This window comes from Vibrio sp. SG41-7 (assembly GCF_014164465.1).
Lineage (GTDB): Bacteria > Pseudomonadota > Gammaproteobacteria > Enterobacterales > Vibrionaceae > Vibrio > Vibrio splendidus.
Window position 1 is genome coordinate 1 of record NZ_JACJFF010000045.1, and the last position, 19,728, is coordinate 19,728.

General features: G+C 46.0%; 10 protein-coding genes and 1 pseudogene. 6 read left to right on the forward strand and 5 right to left on the reverse strand.

From position 1 onward, the window contains the following. Window positions 1-124: 124 nt before the first annotated feature. The 5 genes and pseudogenes from H5300_RS13420 to H5300_RS13440 form a co-directional block, all read left to right on the forward strand. Window positions 125-1,381: pseudogene (locus H5300_RS13420) on the forward strand (M28 family metallopeptidase); the annotation flags it as partial. A 708-nt stretch (window positions 1,382-2,089) separates the two neighbouring features. Next, the gene (locus H5300_RS13425; protein ID WP_182796160.1) at window positions 2,090-3,982 is read left to right on the forward strand and encodes a methyl-accepting chemotaxis protein; all 1,893 of its coding nucleotides are present in this window, start codon (window positions 2,090-2,092) and stop codon (window positions 3,980-3,982) included. A gap of 217 nt (window positions 3,983-4,199) precedes the next feature. Beyond that, window positions 4,200-6,797, forward strand: coding sequence for a hypothetical protein (locus H5300_RS13430; protein ID WP_182796161.1), 2,598 nt, complete (start codon window positions 4,200-4,202; stop codon window positions 6,795-6,797). Between the two features lie 12 nt (window positions 6,798-6,809). Beyond that, a complete protein-coding gene (locus H5300_RS13435) occupies window positions 6,810-7,559 on the forward strand; it encodes an ADP-ribosyltransferase (protein ID WP_182796162.1) in 750 nt (249 codons plus the stop codon). 15 nt (window positions 7,560-7,574) lie between these two features. Continuing rightward, window positions 7,575-8,348, forward strand: coding sequence for an ADP-ribosyltransferase (locus H5300_RS13440; protein ID WP_182796163.1), 774 nt, complete (start codon window positions 7,575-7,577; stop codon window positions 8,346-8,348). A 147-nt stretch (window positions 8,349-8,495) separates the two neighbouring features. Here H5300_RS13440 and lhgO read toward each other — a convergent pair whose 3' ends face one another. The 4 genes from lhgO to H5300_RS13460 form a co-directional block, all read right to left on the reverse strand. Next, window positions 8,496-9,713 carry an L-2-hydroxyglutarate oxidase gene (gene lhgO / locus H5300_RS13445; protein ID WP_061021045.1) on the reverse strand — a complete coding sequence of 406 codons (1,218 nt, stop codon included), beginning with the start codon at window positions 9,711-9,713 and terminating at the stop codon, window positions 8,496-8,498. Window positions 9,714-9,739: 26 nt separating this feature from the next. Further along, window positions 9,740-11,917, reverse strand: coding sequence for a TRAP transporter permease (locus tag H5300_RS13450; protein WP_061021047.1), 2,178 nt, complete (start codon window positions 11,915-11,917; stop codon window positions 9,740-9,742). 152 nt (window positions 11,918-12,069) lie between these two features. After that, a complete protein-coding gene (locus tag H5300_RS13455; protein ID WP_048610053.1) occupies window positions 12,070-13,083 on the reverse strand; it encodes a TAXI family TRAP transporter solute-binding subunit in 1,014 nt (337 codons plus the stop codon). A 321-nt stretch (window positions 13,084-13,404) separates the two neighbouring features. Then, window positions 13,405-14,745 (reverse strand): sigma-54 dependent transcriptional regulator, encoded by a 1,341-nt coding sequence (locus tag H5300_RS13460; protein ID WP_182796164.1) that lies wholly within the window; start codon window positions 14,743-14,745, stop codon window positions 13,405-13,407. 208 nt (window positions 14,746-14,953) lie between these two features. On the opposite strand from H5300_RS13460, the gene H5300_RS13465 reads away from it, so the two are divergent. Continuing rightward, window positions 14,954-17,029 carry an ATP-binding protein gene (locus H5300_RS13465; protein ID WP_182796165.1) on the forward strand — a complete coding sequence of 692 codons (2,076 nt, stop codon included), beginning with the start codon at window positions 14,954-14,956 and terminating at the stop codon, window positions 17,027-17,029. A 120-nt stretch (window positions 17,030-17,149) separates the two neighbouring features. Here the strand turns inward: H5300_RS13465 and H5300_RS13470 are convergent, their stop codons facing one another. Beyond that, window positions 17,150-19,600 (reverse strand): family 20 glycosylhydrolase, encoded by a 2,451-nt coding sequence (locus tag H5300_RS13470; RefSeq protein ID WP_182796166.1) that lies wholly within the window; start codon window positions 19,598-19,600, stop codon window positions 17,150-17,152. Window positions 19,601-19,728: the final 128 nt, after the last annotated feature.

Sequence of the window (19,728 nt, forward strand, 5' to 3'; positions counted from 1 at the left end):
TGTCAGTTCTGAGTGAAATCATCACGTCAGTCGTTGAGAAGAAACCGTACCCGAACGTTTTTGATCTATAAACTGCACATGCTTCTTCAGGAATGGTAAGTCAAGATACCTCGGTGAACGCTTACAAGCAAGCGCACTCAAAGCCGCAGCGATGCCACTGACAATGAGCAGCTTCGAAAAGCCGGAGATCAGCCATCAAGACACAGTGAACGACCTACTCGCTCAGGTCGAGCCGAACAACATGGTCACGACCATTGAAAATCTAACCAACTTCACCAACCGTTTTTATACTACTTCTACTGGTGTCGCTGCTTCAGATTGGCTTTTAGAGCGTTGGGAAACAGAAATTAAGGATGTGCCGTATGCGTCTGCACGCCAGATCACGCATGCCGAATACCCACAGAAATCCGTTGAAGTGACACTGCTTGGCGCTAAATATCCTGAAGAGATCGTCGTGGTTGGTGGGCACCTTGATTCGACCGTTGGATCTTGGACAAGCGAAGGCACCATCTCACCGGGAGCCGATGATGATGCGTCTGGCATTGCAACGGTAACAGAGTCGCTTCGCCTGATGATCGCCAGCGGTATTCAACCAGATAAGACCATTAAGTTCTATGGTTATGCTGCAGAAGAAGTCGGGCTGCGTGGCTCACAAGATGTCGCCAACGCTTTAAGAGATGAGCAAGCAAACGTTGTATCGGTACTGCAATTAGACATGACCAACTACAACGGTTCAGCGCACGATATCACCTTCATCACAGACTATACCGACAGTAACCTCACCGCCTACTTAAGCGAGCTGATCGACACTTACGCTAGTGAGATCAGTTACGGCTTTGATGATTGTGGTTATGCCTGTTCTGATCACGCCTCTTGGCACAATGTTGGCTACCCAGCTGCCATGCCATTCGAAAGCATGTTCAATGATTACAACCCAAGTATTCATACAGAGCACGACACGCTTGAGAACTCAGATCCAACGGCGACACACGCGACCAAGTTCGCCAAACTGGCGATTGCTTACCTTGTCGAAACCAGCCTTGATTCGCCTGTTGCAGGTCCTAAAGAGCTGCAAAATGACGTGCCTGTTGAAGGTCTTACTGCTGGATATGGTGAAGAGCAATTCTTCACATTTACGACGGAAAGTGCAGGTCAGTTAACGGTAACATTAACCGGCCCTCGAAGTGGCGATGCCGACCTTTACGTGAAACATAATGGTACCGTATCGAAAGCAAGCTACGATTGCCGTCCATACCAGAACAGCAGCAACGAGCAATGTGTATTGAACAAACCTGCGGGGGAATTCAACATCATGGTGCGCGGCTACCGTAACTTTAACGATGTCACCATCGTCGCTAACTTTGTGCCGGATTGGCTGTAACTAATCACTAGGTTTACTCGGCCAACCAATTGGCTAACCACTTAGGCAAAAAACATAACGCAGCTGACTGGCTGCGTTTTTTGTCAGTGGCAACATAGATGTAGATGTAAATGAAAATAGTTACTTCACCAAAAGCTAATTAAGCATCCCTGAATGTAAATAAGAGATTATATTTTAATTAAGTAATTTGAACCCCTTACTCCCAACACGCCTACCTTATATTCAATTCTATAAATAACCAACACGAATAATAAAGCGATCACTTAATTAGTTAATGCTTATTCTATTGCTCTCTAACCACGAGAATATAATACCCACCACCTAAGTCTCTAAACAATTTAAATATAATTACACAAACTTTCATTTAATGATTTATTTAAAGTAAGTCAACGCTATATACCTATTATAAATAAGGGTAAAACCAAGAAGCGAACTCAAGACAACAAATAAACAACCAATATAAACAACAAGTAAGACCAGCTCAATTACGAGACACCGGTCCAATTAAAATAAGCACTCCATACACCAAATAAATAGGATCTCAATGCATTTAATAAATATTGCATATATTAACTAGATGTATATTATCTATAAATAATCCAGAGTTATATGCGCATTTTATAAGTGTTATATTATTTCTATTCAGACATTTATCTGAATGATAAGAAAAATCAAAAATAATCAACACTACTTATATTGGAACAAGTTATGAGTGCTAAACTAAAAATAATGCTTTCTATTATGGGGCTAACTGTCATGTTAATCATGACGACAAGCTTTTTAAGCTGGAAGAATTTCGAAACTTCTTCGACGATAAGTTATAAGAAACAGTTGGGATATAAATCTCAACTTATCGCAGATACTATCGGACAAAAAATTAATCGCTACTTTGATATTTTGAAAGTAGTGAGCAATGAGCTGTCGTTCGATGAGCGTGGTCAGGTCGACACCTCACGAGCAATCACAACTCTCCATAGTGCCATGAGCTCAACCAAGGTTACTAACATCTACTTTTCTCTAGCGGATGGCACTTCTTACTCGTCAAAAACCAATGGCATCATCGAAAACTTTAATGCCAAAACCAAACAACGTGAATGGTTTTTGAAAGGTATGAGCGGCCAAGACAAGATCATTACTCGCCCTTATCTAGCGACAACAGGTGATCAGGTGATGTCCCTCGCCATGCCGATCTACAAACAAGGCAAAATTGTGGGTGTTGTCGCGCTTAACATCTTGGTTGAAGATCTCAGCAAGTTCACAGAACACCTCACCACGAACAACAAGATCTTTGTCACTCGTGAAGATGGTTTTATCTTAGCGGCACAAAGCTCATCCGTGGTAGGAAAAAATATCTTCAACGAAATTCCATCTTTCAAAAATCGAGATACCTCTCGTGAAGAAAGCTTTGAATATGTTTATCAAAACACTGAGTTCTTGGCATCAGCCGCTAACATCAAAGGCCTTGGTTGGAGTGTATGGGCGTGGGATAAAGAGACCAATGTTAATCAAGACTCAAAAGATAACCTCACTGAAACTCTGATCACCTCTTTGACGCTACTGCTTATTTGCGCGGGTTGCGTGTACTACGTTATTGAAGTTTTGGTTTACCGCCCACTCGGTGGAGAGCCAAGCGAAATTGAAGCGACAGTAGCTAAAGTGGCCTCTGGTGACTTTACCGCAATCAAACAACAACAGGGCAAAGCGATTGGTATCAATGCTGCAGTTAACGATATGGTCAATGAGCTGAGCACCACAATTGAGACTATCCGTAACTCATCGAACAACCTGTTTACCTTTGCCGAAGGCATAACCAACGCAGCCGACAGCGTGAATGCCAGTTCTGCCTCGCAAATGGAACAGTTAGAGCAAACTTCGACGGCAATGAACGAAATGTCGGTCGCTGTAGATGAAGTCGCACAAAACGCTCACCGAGCTTCAGAAGCGGCGATGCAAGCAGCGCAAGAAGCACAGTCTGGCAATCAAACGTTTGATACTGTAAATCACAGTATTGTGAGCCTCTCTCAAGGGATTCAAGAAGTTTCCGACGTCATCAACACCGTAGGTGAGAAAACCTCAAGTATTGGCACCGTATTGGACGTGATCAAAGACATTGCAGACCAAACCAACCTGCTTGCCCTTAACGCTGCCATTGAAGCTGCACGAGCAGGTGAGCAAGGCCGAGGTTTCGCGGTTGTTGCTGACGAGGTCCGTAACCTAGCCAACCGCACTCAACAGAGCACCAATGAGATTCAAGAGGTGATTACTTCATTGCAGCATGAAGCCAATAGCTCTATGGATATGATGCAGATGAACCGAGAAGCATCAAATGTCACCATGGAGAATGCGAAACGAGCGCAGGCTTCACTCAATGAAATCTCGAGCTCTATCACCGTCATTGAAGACATGAATACACAGATAGCCACAGCGACTGAAGAGCAAACCCTTGTCGCAGGCGAAATCAACCAGAGTATCGTTGACGTCAATGACAAAGCCCGTGAGACACACAGCTTGTCTGCATCGAACCAAGAGAAAGCGTCGGAGCTTATTGCACTGTCTGAGAAGCTCACGCAAGCAGTCAGTACCTTTAAGCTAAACCATTAATCTCAGCAAGATTCAATAACGACTGATTAGGGGAAACGGCTCCCCTAATCACAACACCATAGCTAAACCTCAAATCACCACCTGGGTGATTTGAGTAAACGATTTTTCGAAGTACCCCACACAACAACCTCTAGTTATCTCTTTTCCATCTCGGCAAGGAGAGGCTTTTTGCTTTCTAAATTAAGCATATAACTTCGCTAACAATAAGGATAAACCTATGAAGTTAAAAAGATTAGCACTCATTACTGCTATGATTTCATCAAACGTCAATGCCTTTCAGGTCTGTAACATCGGAGACGAATATAACGTCTTGGACAGCGAAAGCTTTCATCAGATCCGACAGAAAAACTATGATGCCTTCGGTGAAGGCATTACTCCTGAAAACCTGTTTCCATCATCGCCAGAGCACATAGTCGACTTAAAACCCTCTCTCTCTGAAGCCAGTGATGTTTTCCCTGAAACTGCCACCTTGCTAGAAACAGGACCCGCCTCAGCCGTTACGCTAGCACCTGAGGAAGCAGCAAGACTGATGGACACTTTGGGCCGTTCAACGACAGGGCTAGCGCAAGGTGCATTAGAAGCTCTGGGACCGATTGGCGACGCGGTAGCCGTTGGACTTTGGGCAAATGAGGTCGCAACTAGCTTCCAAGATGAATCACGTACCTCTTACGACCGATTTGCTACAGTAATGGGGCTCGTCGATTGGTTTGGCGTTTTAAAACTTCCCGCGAGGGAGATCGACCGCCAAATTTTGAGTAGTCGCTGGGATAGAACTGCAGCAGGTAACCATTACAGTTATCACGTTCATGAGGATCTCGTCACCCAGCAAGATTTAAGAGACAAAATTTATTGGGCCGAACTCGCCTCAGACCAGCAAGCAATGTGGAACGCCGTAGCACGCGGCTTTGCCACCGATCTTGCCCTCAAATACCAGCAGCATTATCAAGAAGTGGTAAAGGCTCAGACCATTATGGCGGAAGAGCTCATCACCGCGGTCGACCACGAGCTACGCAAAGCCATGTTTAGCCAACTGGCTCTCGACCATAAAGACTCTCGTCTGTTTGCATCAGATATTGCCGCTAGCTGTAACGAGGAAACTCGAGTGCTGGCAGACCTTTATCCTGAGCATGATGCTGAAGAGAGTAATTCCCTACCACCAGCATTACCTTCAAAACGCCAAGCGAACCGCGCACTGGCCAAACTTCAGCATTGTCAGCAGAATCTTCTAGATCAAGCAATTGCCAAACTGAATGAGTTACGAACAGGTCAAATTGAAGGACTTGACCAAGCTGCAGTTCAACAGCTTTATACACGCACACTTGCAGCCAAAACCCAGATCATTGAAACCGCGGACAACCATGTCAATTTGCTCAAGAGTAAGTTGCAAAAAGAGATGTTCACACAAGGTGAAATCGCCGTTGAACGACTATTCCGCTCAGGCTCTGTAGAGACCATGCATAATTTCTTCAAGGGACAAGCCGAGCGCAATGCCATTGACGAAATGACACGCAGTATTCTTGGCCGTCCTGCGACCACACAAGAAATACGCAACAAAGAGATTATTCTCCAAAGCGGCTACAGAAAGTGCGTTCGTATTGGTATTCTCGGAGGAGACCCGAATTTTCGTGGCTGTGTCGAATATGCTTGGATACCAGCGGAAACTCGCCCGTTTAATCCGTCTGAAGATACGGTTATTGCGCAAATCTACCCGCCGAATAAAGAAGCGGTGAAGCGAGTTCTTTTCGATACGTTAAGCACCTTAATTGCCGATGGCTGGAACTCAGAAGACGAGGAGCATTGGTTAGAGCAACAGATCTTGAACTTTTCTGCGCAGCAGCGCCTAAAACAACAAGCCGAATTCGATAAACAACAGGTTTATCACTGGTTACTGGACTCAAGCGCAATGCTTGAAGGTGAATGTGGTGGCGGTAGCGCATGTGCTGGGTGGAGCTTGTCTTACCTTCAAAAAGAGAGTCTTTCACGACAAGCGTCGCTGCATTACATCAACAATTGGCACGCAAACTACTCAGGCAAAGGCGCCTATGTGCACTCAAAGCGCTATCAAAAGCTTGGTAGCTTGATTACCGCTGCGCTAGAAAGCGAATGGCAAGCTAAGAGAGCTGTCGAATTTTATAGCTTCACTTACCCAGGTAGCATTGATCTCCAAAAAAATGCACCACTGATTTATTCCGCACTGAAATCATCCTCACTGGATCTTGCTCATCTGGAAGGCAACACGCTGCAACTCGCGAAAGGGATCGTAAAAACTCGTCTTGCTGAAGCGATCAGTGTCTCAGACAGCAACAGTGTTGAGTGGCTACATTCACAAGTGGGCCAATTCCAGCGCTATACGTCGATCATCCACTCTCAACATATCTCTACTGGGCACTACGCCTCTGGGGAAGGTGAAGTCACCGCTCTGTTTTCAGAGATGCTGCCTGCGCACCTGATGCGCTACCTGATTTCAGACATCATCCCTGATAGCTACGATGCCCGTATCGTGCGCTCTATTGACGCCATCTTTAACCCAACGTCTGAACTCAATCAACAGCTCGATAAATTAAGTAACACCAACGAAAACTTTACCGATAAACCGGGTCGCAGCTGCATAATTTACTACCCATACCTTAAGAGTGCACTGCTTGATGTTGCGGCTGATGATGACCTGTATTGGATTTCACCTATCTCAGAATGGTACGACGCCGTCACTCGCCAACAGCTCAATATGTTTGGGGCGTTGAAGTTTGCCGTCATCAATCAGAACAATTTCGGCATTCCATGTGATTTAAGCCCTAACAGCTACCAATACCAATAAAGGGCGGACACTATGAATACTCGTTTTTTATTACTTCTCTGTTGTCTGAGCTTGACTGCCTTCTCTCAACCGTTTGATGCGCTCAAACAGCCAAACCGTTCAGAGGAAGAGGTCACCCAGCTAGCAGAAGACTTCAACGACTGGTCAAAGGCTTCCAATGGTTGGCGCTACTCCTTCATAACTGCCAATGAAAAGGAAGCTGTGGAAGACTTTTCAATTTCCGGCTATCAGACCGCTAATGACTACCTAAGAGCAACTGACACCTCAACATGGGGCGTCGCGGGGGCGGATGCGAGGCAGTACATTCGCACGGTTAAATCGGCTCTCAACAAGCTGCCAAAATACAAAGGGACCGCCTATCGAGGGACTTGGGTAAAACTATCTCTGCTTAACAAGCTCGAAGAGGGGGACGTGTTGGTCGAGCCAGCATTTACTTCAACCTCTACTCTCCCAGAAGTCGCTAAGCGCTTTTCGGTAGTGCATCCCAACTCCCCACAAAGGCTCAAGCGAGTGCTGTTTGAAGTAAAGATCAATCAAGGGGGTCACACCATTGCAGGGCTTTCGGAATACAGCAAAGAAGCAGAGGTTCTATTTGCGCCAAATGCACACTTTCGAATCACCCAGATAGAGCGAACTTCTAACCATACCTACATCGGCGTTGAGACAGTGAAGGCGTCTGCCGTCAAAAATACTCAGAAATATAACCTCTATTCAGGCGAAGAAGTAGAAGCATCATTTTGGCACTCTCTCGTTTGCACATAAACTAAGGATCAAGCAATGAAAAAATTTATTGGAGTGCTTTGTCTCTCTTTAATGACAAGTTTTTCGGCACTAAGTGAGGAGTTTCCTGAGTTTAAAGGGCGTTCACTCTCCTATCAGGCGCAACAACAAATTGCGGATGACTTGATGGATTGGGCAACGACGCACCATGTAAAAGCAGAAAAAAAGATGGTGCCAGAAGAGTATTCCGCAATCAAAAACTATGGCCGAGTGGATCACGACGTGGTCAATGAATACATGAGGGCGGGAGAACCTGAAGGGTATTTGTCAGAAATGTTTGGTCGTACATTAAAGTCGCGAGTCTTTCATATGCGGAATGTGATGAATAAATTACCCAACTACAAGGGTACCGTTTATCGAGGTTCATCAATCAAGAACTCGCTACTGGAAAAGCTCAACATCGGTGACATTCTGCACGAGAAAGCGTTTTTATCGGCTTCGACATTACCGAGTGTTGCCAAGAACTTTTCGTCTGCTGGCGTTTACGAAGGCGCCTCTGCAGCTCAATTCAAAATTGAGTTAAAGTCAGCAGGTCGAGCGATCAATGCTTACACGTTCAAACCGGATGAAGCTGAAATACTCGCTAAGCCCAACACTTACTATCGAGTAGAAGCGCTTGAAAAAATATCGCCACACAGAAACTACATCAAGATGAGAGAGGTAAAAAGCCCTAGTCGTTATCTGAAGGCTGAACCCGATATCCATATATACGATAGCTTTAATGGTGAAGAAGTCTCCCTTAGAAATCGCAGTTCCCTCTACTGCCTGTAGCGTGATGCACCTGTCGATGGCGTAATGCACTTGTCTATAGCGTAATGCACCGTCTTCTCAGGTTATGTTCTTAACGAGCGATTAAATACAAAAAGACCATCATTATGATGGTCTTTTTTATTACTGAGATTCGCTAATCTAGCGCTATTAGCTTGCGGTTTTACGCATCACCTTGCCACAAATGTACTCACCAATCGGCATTGCCGAAGTCGCTGCTGGCGATGGTGCATTGCACACATGCAAGCTTCTTGGGCTTTCGGCAAACAGAAAATCATGAACCAAAGTGCCATCTTTGAGAACCGCTTGGGCACGAATGCCTGCTGGGTAAGGTTTGAAATCTGACACCGTAATGCTAGGGCAGTACTTATTAACCAACTTTAGATAGCCCGGCTTCCACCACGAGTTTTTAAACTCGACCAAACCGGTTTTTAGATTATTCGCAGTCACTTTCCAAAAGCCCGCAAAGCTCAGCATCTGCCAAGTGTCTTTGAAACTAAAGTTAAGCTTGCCATAACCTTCTCGCTTCCAGCCTTGAACTGCATTTGGCCCTACTGTTACGGAGCCATCAATCATGCGTGTTAAATGCACGCCCAAGAAAGGCAGTTCTGGGTCAGGGATAGGATAGATAAGATGATTCACCACTTGGTTGTGTTTAGCATCCAACTGATAATATTCACCGCGATATGGGACGATTTGGAAGTCGGTTTCAATGCCAAGCATGCTGGTCATTCTGTCGGCCATCAAACCAGAGCAAGTGATCAAGAATCGGCTGTTCAGTTGTAGAGTTTGACCATCTACTTTGCACGTTAACTGCACCTCATCTTCTTGCTCATCTGCCATAATCACCTCAGTACCAAGGCTAAGTTTGCCACCCGCTTCAACAAACTCTTGGGCCATCACTTCGGTGACTTTTTTGTAGTCGACGATACTGGTGGTTTTGACATAAATCGCGCCCAAGCCCGTAATGTTCGGCTCGGCAAGTTTCAGCTGCGCTTGATCTAAGAGGTCGACATCAATGTCGTTATCATGACAACGTTGATAGAGCTTGTTCATGCGCTCCACTTCCTGCTCATTGGTCGCGACCAACAGCTTGCCACAGTTTTCGACAGGGATATCGTGCTGACTGCAAAAGGCGATGGTGCGCTCTACGCCACGCTTACAAAAATCCGCCTTTAAACTGCCCGGAGCGTAGTAAACGCCAGCGTGAATCACACCACTGTTATGGCCCGTTTGGTGCTGCGCGAAGCCACGCTCCTTTTCGACTAAAAGGATACTTTTATCAGGGTGAGCTTGCTGTAATTGCCATGCCGTCGACACACCAACAATGCCACCACCAACGATAATATAGTCGTATGTTGAGTTCATAATATTCCTACATTCAATCCTTTTAATTATAGGGAAGACGCGACAGTGTCAGGTTCGGTTTGAGGCAAAGATTCTTGCTCATCTTCCGATTCCTTCTTCACTTGATTAGCATCGTATTGACGAGCCGTGTGAATAAAGAGACCAACGAAAAGTGCAACGCACACTAGGCGAATCACGACTGAAATATCAGGCCAAACTAATGCCACACCCAGCACGATTAACACAGCACGAGTCAGCAGATTAATTTTATTTTCTAGATAGCCTTCAATCGCAGCAACAAACGCGTAAGTACCAATAATAGCAAAACCACCCGTGACCAAAACGGAGGTCACATCCCAACTTACTAAGTTGGTGTAGGCAATCAACAATGGCACTAAGTACAAGCCTTTTGCGATCTTCCATGCCATTAAACCGGTTCTCATTGGTGGCGTTTTAGCAATGGTCGCGGCAGCAAATGCGGTTAAGCAAACTGGCGGGGTTACGTTGCTGTCTTGCGATAGCCAGAAAATGATCAAGTGTGCAGAAAGCAGTGCAAGGCTGATCGCTTCTAAGCCCAAGCTTTGCTCAAGCAGAGTTTCGACAAAATCAGCAGGGACTAACGCAATCATCTCTTTGGCGGTTTCGAGTGCCATTGGCGCATTCAGTAAATCTAATTTTTCTGGCGCCGCCAACATGAAGATAGCTTTCGCCTGTTCAGGTAACTGACCCGAAACCAACAAGTCTAGCAACTGGCTTTCAGCAATCAGTTTGTATAAGGCAGGAGCCGACAGAGTACCCAACACGATGTAAGCCGCGGTTACCGGTAAGCCCATACCCAGAATCAAAGATGCCAGTGCGATTAAGGCTATCATCACCAACAAATCACCGTTCGCCCAGCTGTTGATCATCAATGAGAAGGTGTTACCAATACCCGTCGTGCTGATCACGTTGATAACGAGGCCAATGCCCACCAACAACACCGCCGTGGTCGCCATGTTTTTCGCGCCTTGAGAAAGCGCTTCGATGATCGCCTTTGGACCCATTTTGTGATTTTTAGAGAACCATGAAGCCACGACGACAGACAGAATCGAGATACCCGCTGCGTAAGTCGGTGTGAAGCCCTTCACCAACAAAGTCACCAACACCGCTAATGGGATCAAGTTATGCCAGCCCGACAGCAAGACCTTCAATAGAGGTTCACAGCCAGAAGTGACTTTTTGCACGCCACTGCGTTTTGCTTCAATACGCACAAAAAAGGCCACCGACAAAAAGTAGATAAGCGCAGGTAAGAAGGATACTGCAATGATGTCGACATAAGGGATCTGCGTGTAAGACGCCATGATAAACGCACCTGCACCCATCACTGGTGGCATCAACTGCCCGCCCGTCGATGCGGCCGCTTCAACACCGGCCGCGAAACGCGAAGGGAAGCCGGCCTTTTGCATCAAAGGAATACTGATCACGCCCGTCGATACGGTGTTTGCTACGCTCGAACCGGACACCGAGCCCATCAAGCCTGAGCCAATTACCGCGATGAAGCCCGGGCCACCAATAACTTTGCCAGCCGCTGCGCGAGACACATCAATGATGTAATCACCGACACCCGAACGCACTAAGAATGCGCCAAATAGGATGAACATGAACACGAAGGTCCAGCTGATTCTTGAGATAGAACCGAACATCCCTTCTGATGAGTAAAAGCTTCGATAAAGCAGTGTTTCAAGGCTCAAGCCCGGGAAGTGGAAAATACCGCTGGTCCATTGTCCCCACAGCACCACATAGCTCAAACACACCAAGATAAGCACCGGAATAAACCAGCCCATGGTACGACGAATCAGCTCAATAACGATGGCGATCGCCAAAATAGAGAAGAACCAATCACTGGCGATGAACTTAACCCCTCGCTCATACAAAGCATCTTCTGCAAAGGGAATGTAGATAAGACAAGCCAAAGCCGCCAAGGCAATGCCGATATCGACCGCCAGAGCGATCTTGCTCTTTTTCAGCGAGATATGGGCGGGATACCAGAGCGCACAAATGATCGCAAAACCAGCAAAGTGGGTCGCTGAGATCCAAAGCTCTGGCAAGGTAGATAAGGTGTTAAACCAAATGTGTAATAGGGAAAGAATTACTCCCATGGTTGTTATCGCTTTGCCTACCCACGGAAAATCCGTTCGGGTCGGCAATTCAAATTTTTTCAGTTCCTGCTGCAGCGAATCGCTCATAGAAAACTCCTGCTCTCCGCAGCAAACACGAAGAGAAAATCCATAAAGTGAGGAGGTGCACGAACACATTCTTGAGCGAACGTGCACCAAGCAATTAAGTCACGAAGGGTGTCTTTGTTTAGCTAACGTAAACCGTCATTCAGCGAAAACCGTTAGTTAACGATCAACTCAGAAGGGACATCGATGCCCACTTCTTGGTAGTAACGTGCAGCGCCCGGGTGAAGTGGAACAGGCAGACCTGCAATCCCTTTCTCGAGTGCCATTGCTTTGGTTGCTTTGTGGATACCTTGTAGGAAAGGTAGGTTTTCGTAGATAGCTTTGGTCAGCTGGTACACGTCTTCTTCAGAGATGTCTTCACGAACCGCTAGGAAGTTGGGTTGAGCAATAGTGGTGATCGGCTTATCAACACCTGGGTAAGTGTTAGCAGGGATCTCGTACTTGGTCCAGATATTGTAATCACCGTTCGCTTGTTTGATTTGCGCATCAGTAAACGACAGGATTTGAATGTCTTCACCCAAGGCTGCAAACGCTTGAGTTACCGCACCAACAGGCACGCCAGCGGGCGTATTCATACCATCGATGGTGCCATTTTGTAGTGCGCTGGCACTGCCGCCGTAACCCATAAAGGCGAGTTTAAATTGTTCTGGGTTAACCGACAGGCCTTGCATGATCTGGCGTCCTGAATTCTCTGTACCTGAGTTCTTTTTACCGATAGAGAATTTTTTGCCGTTTAGATTTTCTAAATCACTCATGGTGCCCGTTTCCGTCAGATCAGAGCGCACAATAAAGTGTTCAACGTTTTGCCATAGCATAGAGACTGAACGCAGTTGTTTTTGACTGCCTGACTTCTCATATGGACCAAGCCCTTGCCACGCCCACGCGCCATACAAACCTTGCAGAATGGCAAACTGTGCTTCGTTCTCATTGAGAAGTTTCACGTTCTCGCCCGATCCTGCAGAGCTGATAGCCGCCAAAGAAAAGTGCTGCTTTGGCGCAAGCTTAACTTTACTCAATGTCGCTAGAGCAACACCTACCGGATAGTAAGTCCCACCCGTTGAGGCCGTCGCTAAAATGTAGCTGCGATCTTCTTGAGCTGAGGCGTTACTGATAAGGCCAATAGAGGCCATTGCGATTGCTAAAGTTTTAACTAGCTTGTTGTATTTCATTATTACTCTCCATGTAGAGTTATTCACGTTATATTTTTGTTAACAACAATTGCTAGATAGCAAGCACAATGCCAATTTTTAAATTACTGTTTTTATTGATATTTATTTCAAAAGCCACCTAAAGTAAGCCATTTCTTGCTTATTTGACTACGAATCAATGAGCTATTTTTTGCTTATCCCAAACCGCGAATAACATCGGTTTAAAGGTAGCCAAGTCACACTGTGTTACATTTGCGTGATCAATGTTTATAAAATGATAAATATCTGATGAGCCATTTTTTGCTCATTGATTCCAGACAACACTTCTAATCTCATCATCAATTACGAATCGACATAATCGCTTCGGTTCAACGCATAACGCACCATCTTTTGGTTTAATGTTCGACGAGGTAAATCCAAATCTTGCATAACATCATTGATGCGCCCCTGATAACGCACTAGCGCATCATGAATCACTTTCCGCTCAAAGCTCTGCACTTGAACCGCCAATGGGATGCCCGCCGTTGTGGACTCTGTGACAGAGTTGGGGCGACACGCCAAAATATCGCCAACAGTCAGGCTTTCATCCAGTGCGAAACGAATCGCGACATTACGCAGTTCACGCACATTGCCCGGCCACGCATACGACAACAAGGCATAACGATCGGCCTCACTGGCAACTCGGGTTTCACTGTTCGCTTCTTGAGTGAAGTGTTCGAAAAGGATCAAAGCATCGTCTTCTCGTTCGCTAAGGGGAGGCAGATGCAGTTGGGCAACGTTCAAACGATAGAAAAGGTCTTGGCGAAAATCGGGGTGATTCAATAGATCGCTTTTCGAGGCAGAGACCACTCGCAGATCAACATGTTGTTGCTGATTACCACCCACGCGTTCGACAACATTATCTTGCAAGGTACGCAGCACTTTGACCTGCATCGACAGTGGCATGCTCTCTATTTCATCGAGAAACACCGTGCCTTTGTCGGCAAATTCAAGCTTACCAATACGTCGCTTGGCGGCACCAGTAAACGCACCTGCTTCGTGTCCAAACAGTTCGCTTTCAAAGAGATTTTCTGGAATCGCGCCACAGTTTAGCGGTACAAACGGATGGGTTTTACGCAGGCTAAACTCATGTAAACAAGAAGCGACTAGCTCTTTACCGCAGCCGGTTTCACCATAAATGATCACATTGGTATCAATCGAGGCGACTTTTTGTATCTGCTCTCGCAATTCACACATCACTTTACTGCGACCAATCAGCACCTGTTCAATGCCTTTCAGATTATCCAGATAGTTCTGACGACTGTTTCTGTCTTGGCCACTTTGATGTTTGTCGACCGCTTCCGATACCGTTTGAGACAAACGTTCTGGGTCGAATGGCTTTTCAATGAAATCATACGCGCCTTGCTGTAATGCTTTCACCGCCATATCGACATCACCATGACCCGTGATCAAGATGACAGGCACGTCTGGCACAAGATGTTTAAAGCGCCCTAGCAGTTTAACACCATCAATATCTGGTAAACGCACATCACTAATGATGGTTTGGAAGTCACCCTGCTCTACCGCGTTTAACGCATCTTGCCCAACCTCAAATGCGGTGACATCGAAGCCCGCTAATTGTAACCACTGGCTGGTTGCTTGACGCACAATTGCATCATCTTCAATCAAAGCTATACGCTGCATAGTTTGGTTCCGCCACTTACATCAGAATAATATCGCCCACGGTATGTAAAAAATCCGCAGACGAAAAGGAGCTAGATCCCACTTTGAATAACACTCCTTTAACAGTTTTATAATGTTTGTTAGCTTCAACTTGTCTCACTCTCCATTCGCTTAAAAAGCAAACATAAAACCTTCTCAAGTCACTAGTTTTAAAAGGATTTGATCAGCAATGATGAATAACAATCGATATTGGTTATTCCTATGTGCCTGTTTATTAATTGGTTTGGTTCAGGTAACCACCAAAAGTGGCATAAGCCAATGGAAGCTCGAACAAGCCCAGCGCTATGCCGAACAGCGCTTCCTCGGATACATTGCCGAAGCCAGACGAACCCTGAAACGCTTCTATTATCTGCCCTACCTAGTAACCAATGATGAAACCAGTGTGCGTTTCATTGATGGTGAAGCCCGCCTAGAAAAACGCATTAAGAAGCAGCTGATTCAATTGGATAAAGCCGCCAACACCAAGGGCTGGTATCTGCTTTCTGGCGAAGGTAATTTATTGGTATCGAGTGTCGAAAGAAGCAAGCTGAGCAAAAAGAACGCCAACACGATTATCTCTAAGATCCACCAGCAAGGTGGTGCTATTTCGGTGGTGACAAAAAACAAAGGCGTGACACCCGATTACTTTATTGCCGCGCCCGTTTATCGAGCCTCTGATGTGGTTGGCATTGTCGCGGTGCAAATCGATTTGTCATTGTTAACCGATCAATGGTTCGCCGATGGTGAAGCGATCCTGTTCCAGAACCCTCGTGATCAGTTCTTTCTCTCCAGTGACAACAGGCTGAGTGCCGACTGGTTCAATGACACTTTCAATTCTCAGCCGACAGCGACAAAACGTGAGCTGTATGACCAAACCCATATTCGCGTGTGGCGACTGCAAGATAAAGACTACCTTATCCAATCCATCAAGTTAGATGACCTCAATTGGCGTTTAACCTACCTAACGCCATTAACCAGCCTCAACCAGACCACTAACTGGATCAGCTGGAGTGTGGCGGTTGGCTGTCTTTTCATTCTGCTATTGCTGGTTATTCTTTATCAAAGGCGTCAGAAAAAGCTCAGTAATCTGCGAATCCAAAAGCTCATCGAAGAGTCTGAGAAACGACTGTCTGGAATGATTAATAAGACGCATGTCGGGTTGGTATTGATCGATAAGCATGGCCATATCCATGATATTAACCTGATGGCGAAGAACTACTTTTGCCTTTCTGATTCGATGATCAGCAACATCAAGGCGTGGCAATTATTTGAAGCAGGTAATCCGAATTCGACCACGTTGCAGTTACTCAAAAACTTGGAACAACACCAAGAACTGGCCGAGATCACCAGCGTCGAAACCATGGCAAGGCGCAGTGATGGCAGTTACTTCCCTGTTTTGTTCTCTATTAGCTCGTTCCCTTGGCACTCAACGCCTTATTACCTGTGTACGGTGATCGACATCAGTAAGCGTAAGAAAGCAGAAATTGCGGTTCAAAACGCCAATAAGACGCTTCAACTGCGAGTAGAAGAGCGAACCCAAGATCTCAAAGACGCGCAGCAAGAACTGGTGGAATCAAGCAAACTTGCCGCATTAGGGCGTATGTCGAGTGCGATTACTCATGAGCTGAATCAACCGCTTACTGGTCTAAAAACCCTGCTTTCAAGTAATCAATTGCTGATGGAAAGAGGCGAGACCAAGATGTTGAAAGCGAACATGGACTTAGTCATGAGCCTCATCGACAGAATGGCCAACATGACCAGTCAATTGAAGTCGTTCGCCTTTAAAAGACTTGAGAAGCCCTATCCAGTTTCACTCACCGACGCACTGCAAGAAACCCTACGTATTCATCAAGCCGAACTGGAAAACGTCGATATTCGTGTGCGTGTCGCCTCTAATATTTCGATGGTGATGGGAGAAGAGGCACGACTTCGCCAAGTGCTTGGCAACCTATTGAGAAACGCTGTGGACGCTACGCAGAATCAAACACCCGCGACCATTGTTATCAGTGCTCATACCGATCAACAACGTGTGATCATCAAGGTGCAAGATAATGGCTGTGGCGTGTCAGAAAACCAACTCGAAACCATTTTCGAACCCTTCCATACCAACAAAAAGATGGGCGAAGGTTTGGGTCTCGGCTTGGCAATCACAGCAAACAACGTGCGAGATATGCAAGGTACCTTGATAGCCAAGAACAACCCAGATCAAGGCATGACATTCACGTTAACGCTACAGAATATTGATAGTGATAGTGATTGTAAGTAGCCGCTTACATAGAGTTTAGAATTCCCATCCGATTGAAAAACTAAAACAAAAAAACCGCCCACAGAAGGCGGTTTTGATTCAATTATTGGCGTGTGACTTATTCGCTAATCCGTAAACGGCTTAGTCAGCTAACTGCTTCAACAAGAGCTCTGTCGGGCGAACAATCGCAATGATCGATTCATCGTAGATTTTCGCTGAATCTGACAGTATCGCTTGGTAAGCATTCGCATCTGATGATCGAATTTTTTCACCCGCTTGCGCTTTAGCAATCAAGGTTAATGCTAAGTCTGCGACTTCCGCAGTTTTCTCTGCGACAACCACAGTCTCTACCGAAGACACATTGCCTGCGAAGACAGTTTTAGCTGCGAATGCAGCCGCTTTTGCTTGTTGATAATGCTGAGCGAGTTGCTCAAGCGCTTGTTGATTGCCTGTCGCCACTTCATTGACCAAATCTTGCATCTCATACACAGCGTAGCTTTCCACTGGCAACGCATCAACGAAGCGGTTTAGACGCTCGTATTGGCTGTATAAAGTGCCCTTAGGTTCAGTGGAGTTCCACTTTTCCCAGTTGCGCGCGTAGTACTGTGCTGGCTCGGTGTATTTAGCAAGCACGCGTAGGTCGTGGATATCTTGTCCTTTCGCAATACGTTTTAACAGCATGTCCGCATCCGCATGATGACGTAGGCCAACCGACACTTCAGACCATATATCCATCGCTTTCATACGCTTGTACATGCTGCGCTCGTCAGTCAATTCAGCATCAGACCAAAAACGCTCTGCAATCGCATAGCTGCGTGGCCATAGATAGTTTTCAACGGTGTGGCTGTCTTTATTTTCTAGCCACATAGTGATTTCGCCACCTAGGATAAGTTCTTTTTCTTTGTCGGTTAATTCTGCTGGGTAACCGCCATTCGGTTCTGGAATCACACTGCCTTCAACATCGCTGCTCGCAATCACTTCACCTGTGGTTGGCCAACGCACGTTACCGACCAATTGGTAACTACCTTCGGCAAAACCATTTGAATTCAGATTCAGGTTGAACTCGGTGTACGACATAAAGTTATCGAAGTGGCCAACAAAGGTTTTACCTGGCACATAATCAAGGATGAAGATCTCTTCGCGAGACTTGCCGTTGTAATCACTGAATGCGCGGAAAGTGCCGTCCTTAGCTTCAATGATAGTAAGTGTTCCCTTACGTGGGCCGCCTTTTGAACGTCGCTTCTCCCATTGATACGTCACGAACTTTTCGCCACTGTGCAGCTTATCGTCAACCGTGATGCCACTTGGCATTGGGTCATTGCGATAGTGGTAGCTCGTCGGCTGAGGTTGATCTAGGTAATAACCCGTAGAAAGAATACCTGGGTAGCCCTCTTTCGCCGCGCGACCAATGCTATCGTGCCCTTGCCAGCTTTGAATCACGATCGAAGTCGGCAGATCTTTATGCCAAATTTCATCCCAACCAGTCATCTTCTTACCACGCTCTTCCAGCATCTTCTCAACTTTTACATTGAGGTAAGACTGCAGACCACGCTCGCCATCGATATTGTTTTCTTCAATGAACTGTTGGTGCTTTTCACTGTTTTTCCACTGTGCATAATTCGGCTCATCGCCACCAATGTGGAAGTACTCATCAGGAAACAGCTCGGTCACTTCATCAAACACATCACCAAGCATCTCATAGACTTCTGGGTTCAGTGGATCCATGAGAGGTTCAAACACGCCCCACCCTCTTTCTTGCTCGTAGTTTTGCCCTTCACCGCCCGACATCAAACGCGGGTAAGCGTGAGCAACCGCAGAAGAGTGACCCGGAAGAGACACCTCAGGAATCACACGAATACCAAGATTACGCGCGTATTCAACTAGGTAGCGAACTTGGTCTTTGGTGTAGTAATTACCATCAGCAATCTCAGACCACAGACGCGGCCATGATTCAGTTTGAATCCGAATACCTTGGTCGTCCCAGAAGTGCCAATGGAACACGTTCATCTTCGCCGACGCCATCGCATCTAGCTGACGAATCAACACATCGAATTCAATGAAGTGACGTGACGTATCGTAAGAAACACCACGCCAGCGGAAGCGAGGCTCATCGACAATGGTTACGGCAGGAATATGGTAGCCAGTCGCTGAGGTTTCAACGAGCTGTAAAAGGGTTTCGATGCCGTGAATTGAGCCGTATGGGCTTGGAGAGCTCAGCGTGATTTGTTCACCCTGAGTGGTAATTTTGTAGGACTCCACAGAATCAATGTTTTGTACTTCAGATTTTGGCGCCGCGTCGATATCTATGATCAGGTTCGCTTCGTCTTCATTATCAACCTGCCAATTTAGAATCGGCACACCAGTTTGGCGCTCAAGGCGATCAATAAAGCGTTTCGCCGTGTACTCAACGCGATCAGAATTAAAGCCTTTGATATAAACTTTAAAATTACCATCTACTTTCACTTGGCCTGATTTTAATTCCACAGTTTGTGGGTAAGGCATTAAATTCAAGTCTGTATTTGGAGCCATTGCTAAAGCCATTGGAGAAACTACTGAACCGGATATCAATAGGGATAATATAGTTTTTTTCATTATTAGTTTTCCTATATAAATATGGTTCTGTTTTGTTTATCGGAGGCGATTCACAAAACAGAACCATCAGCCACTGCTATTGCTCGTTATCTCTGATTCGAAAGCTTGTTATCGCTAGTTCAAAAATT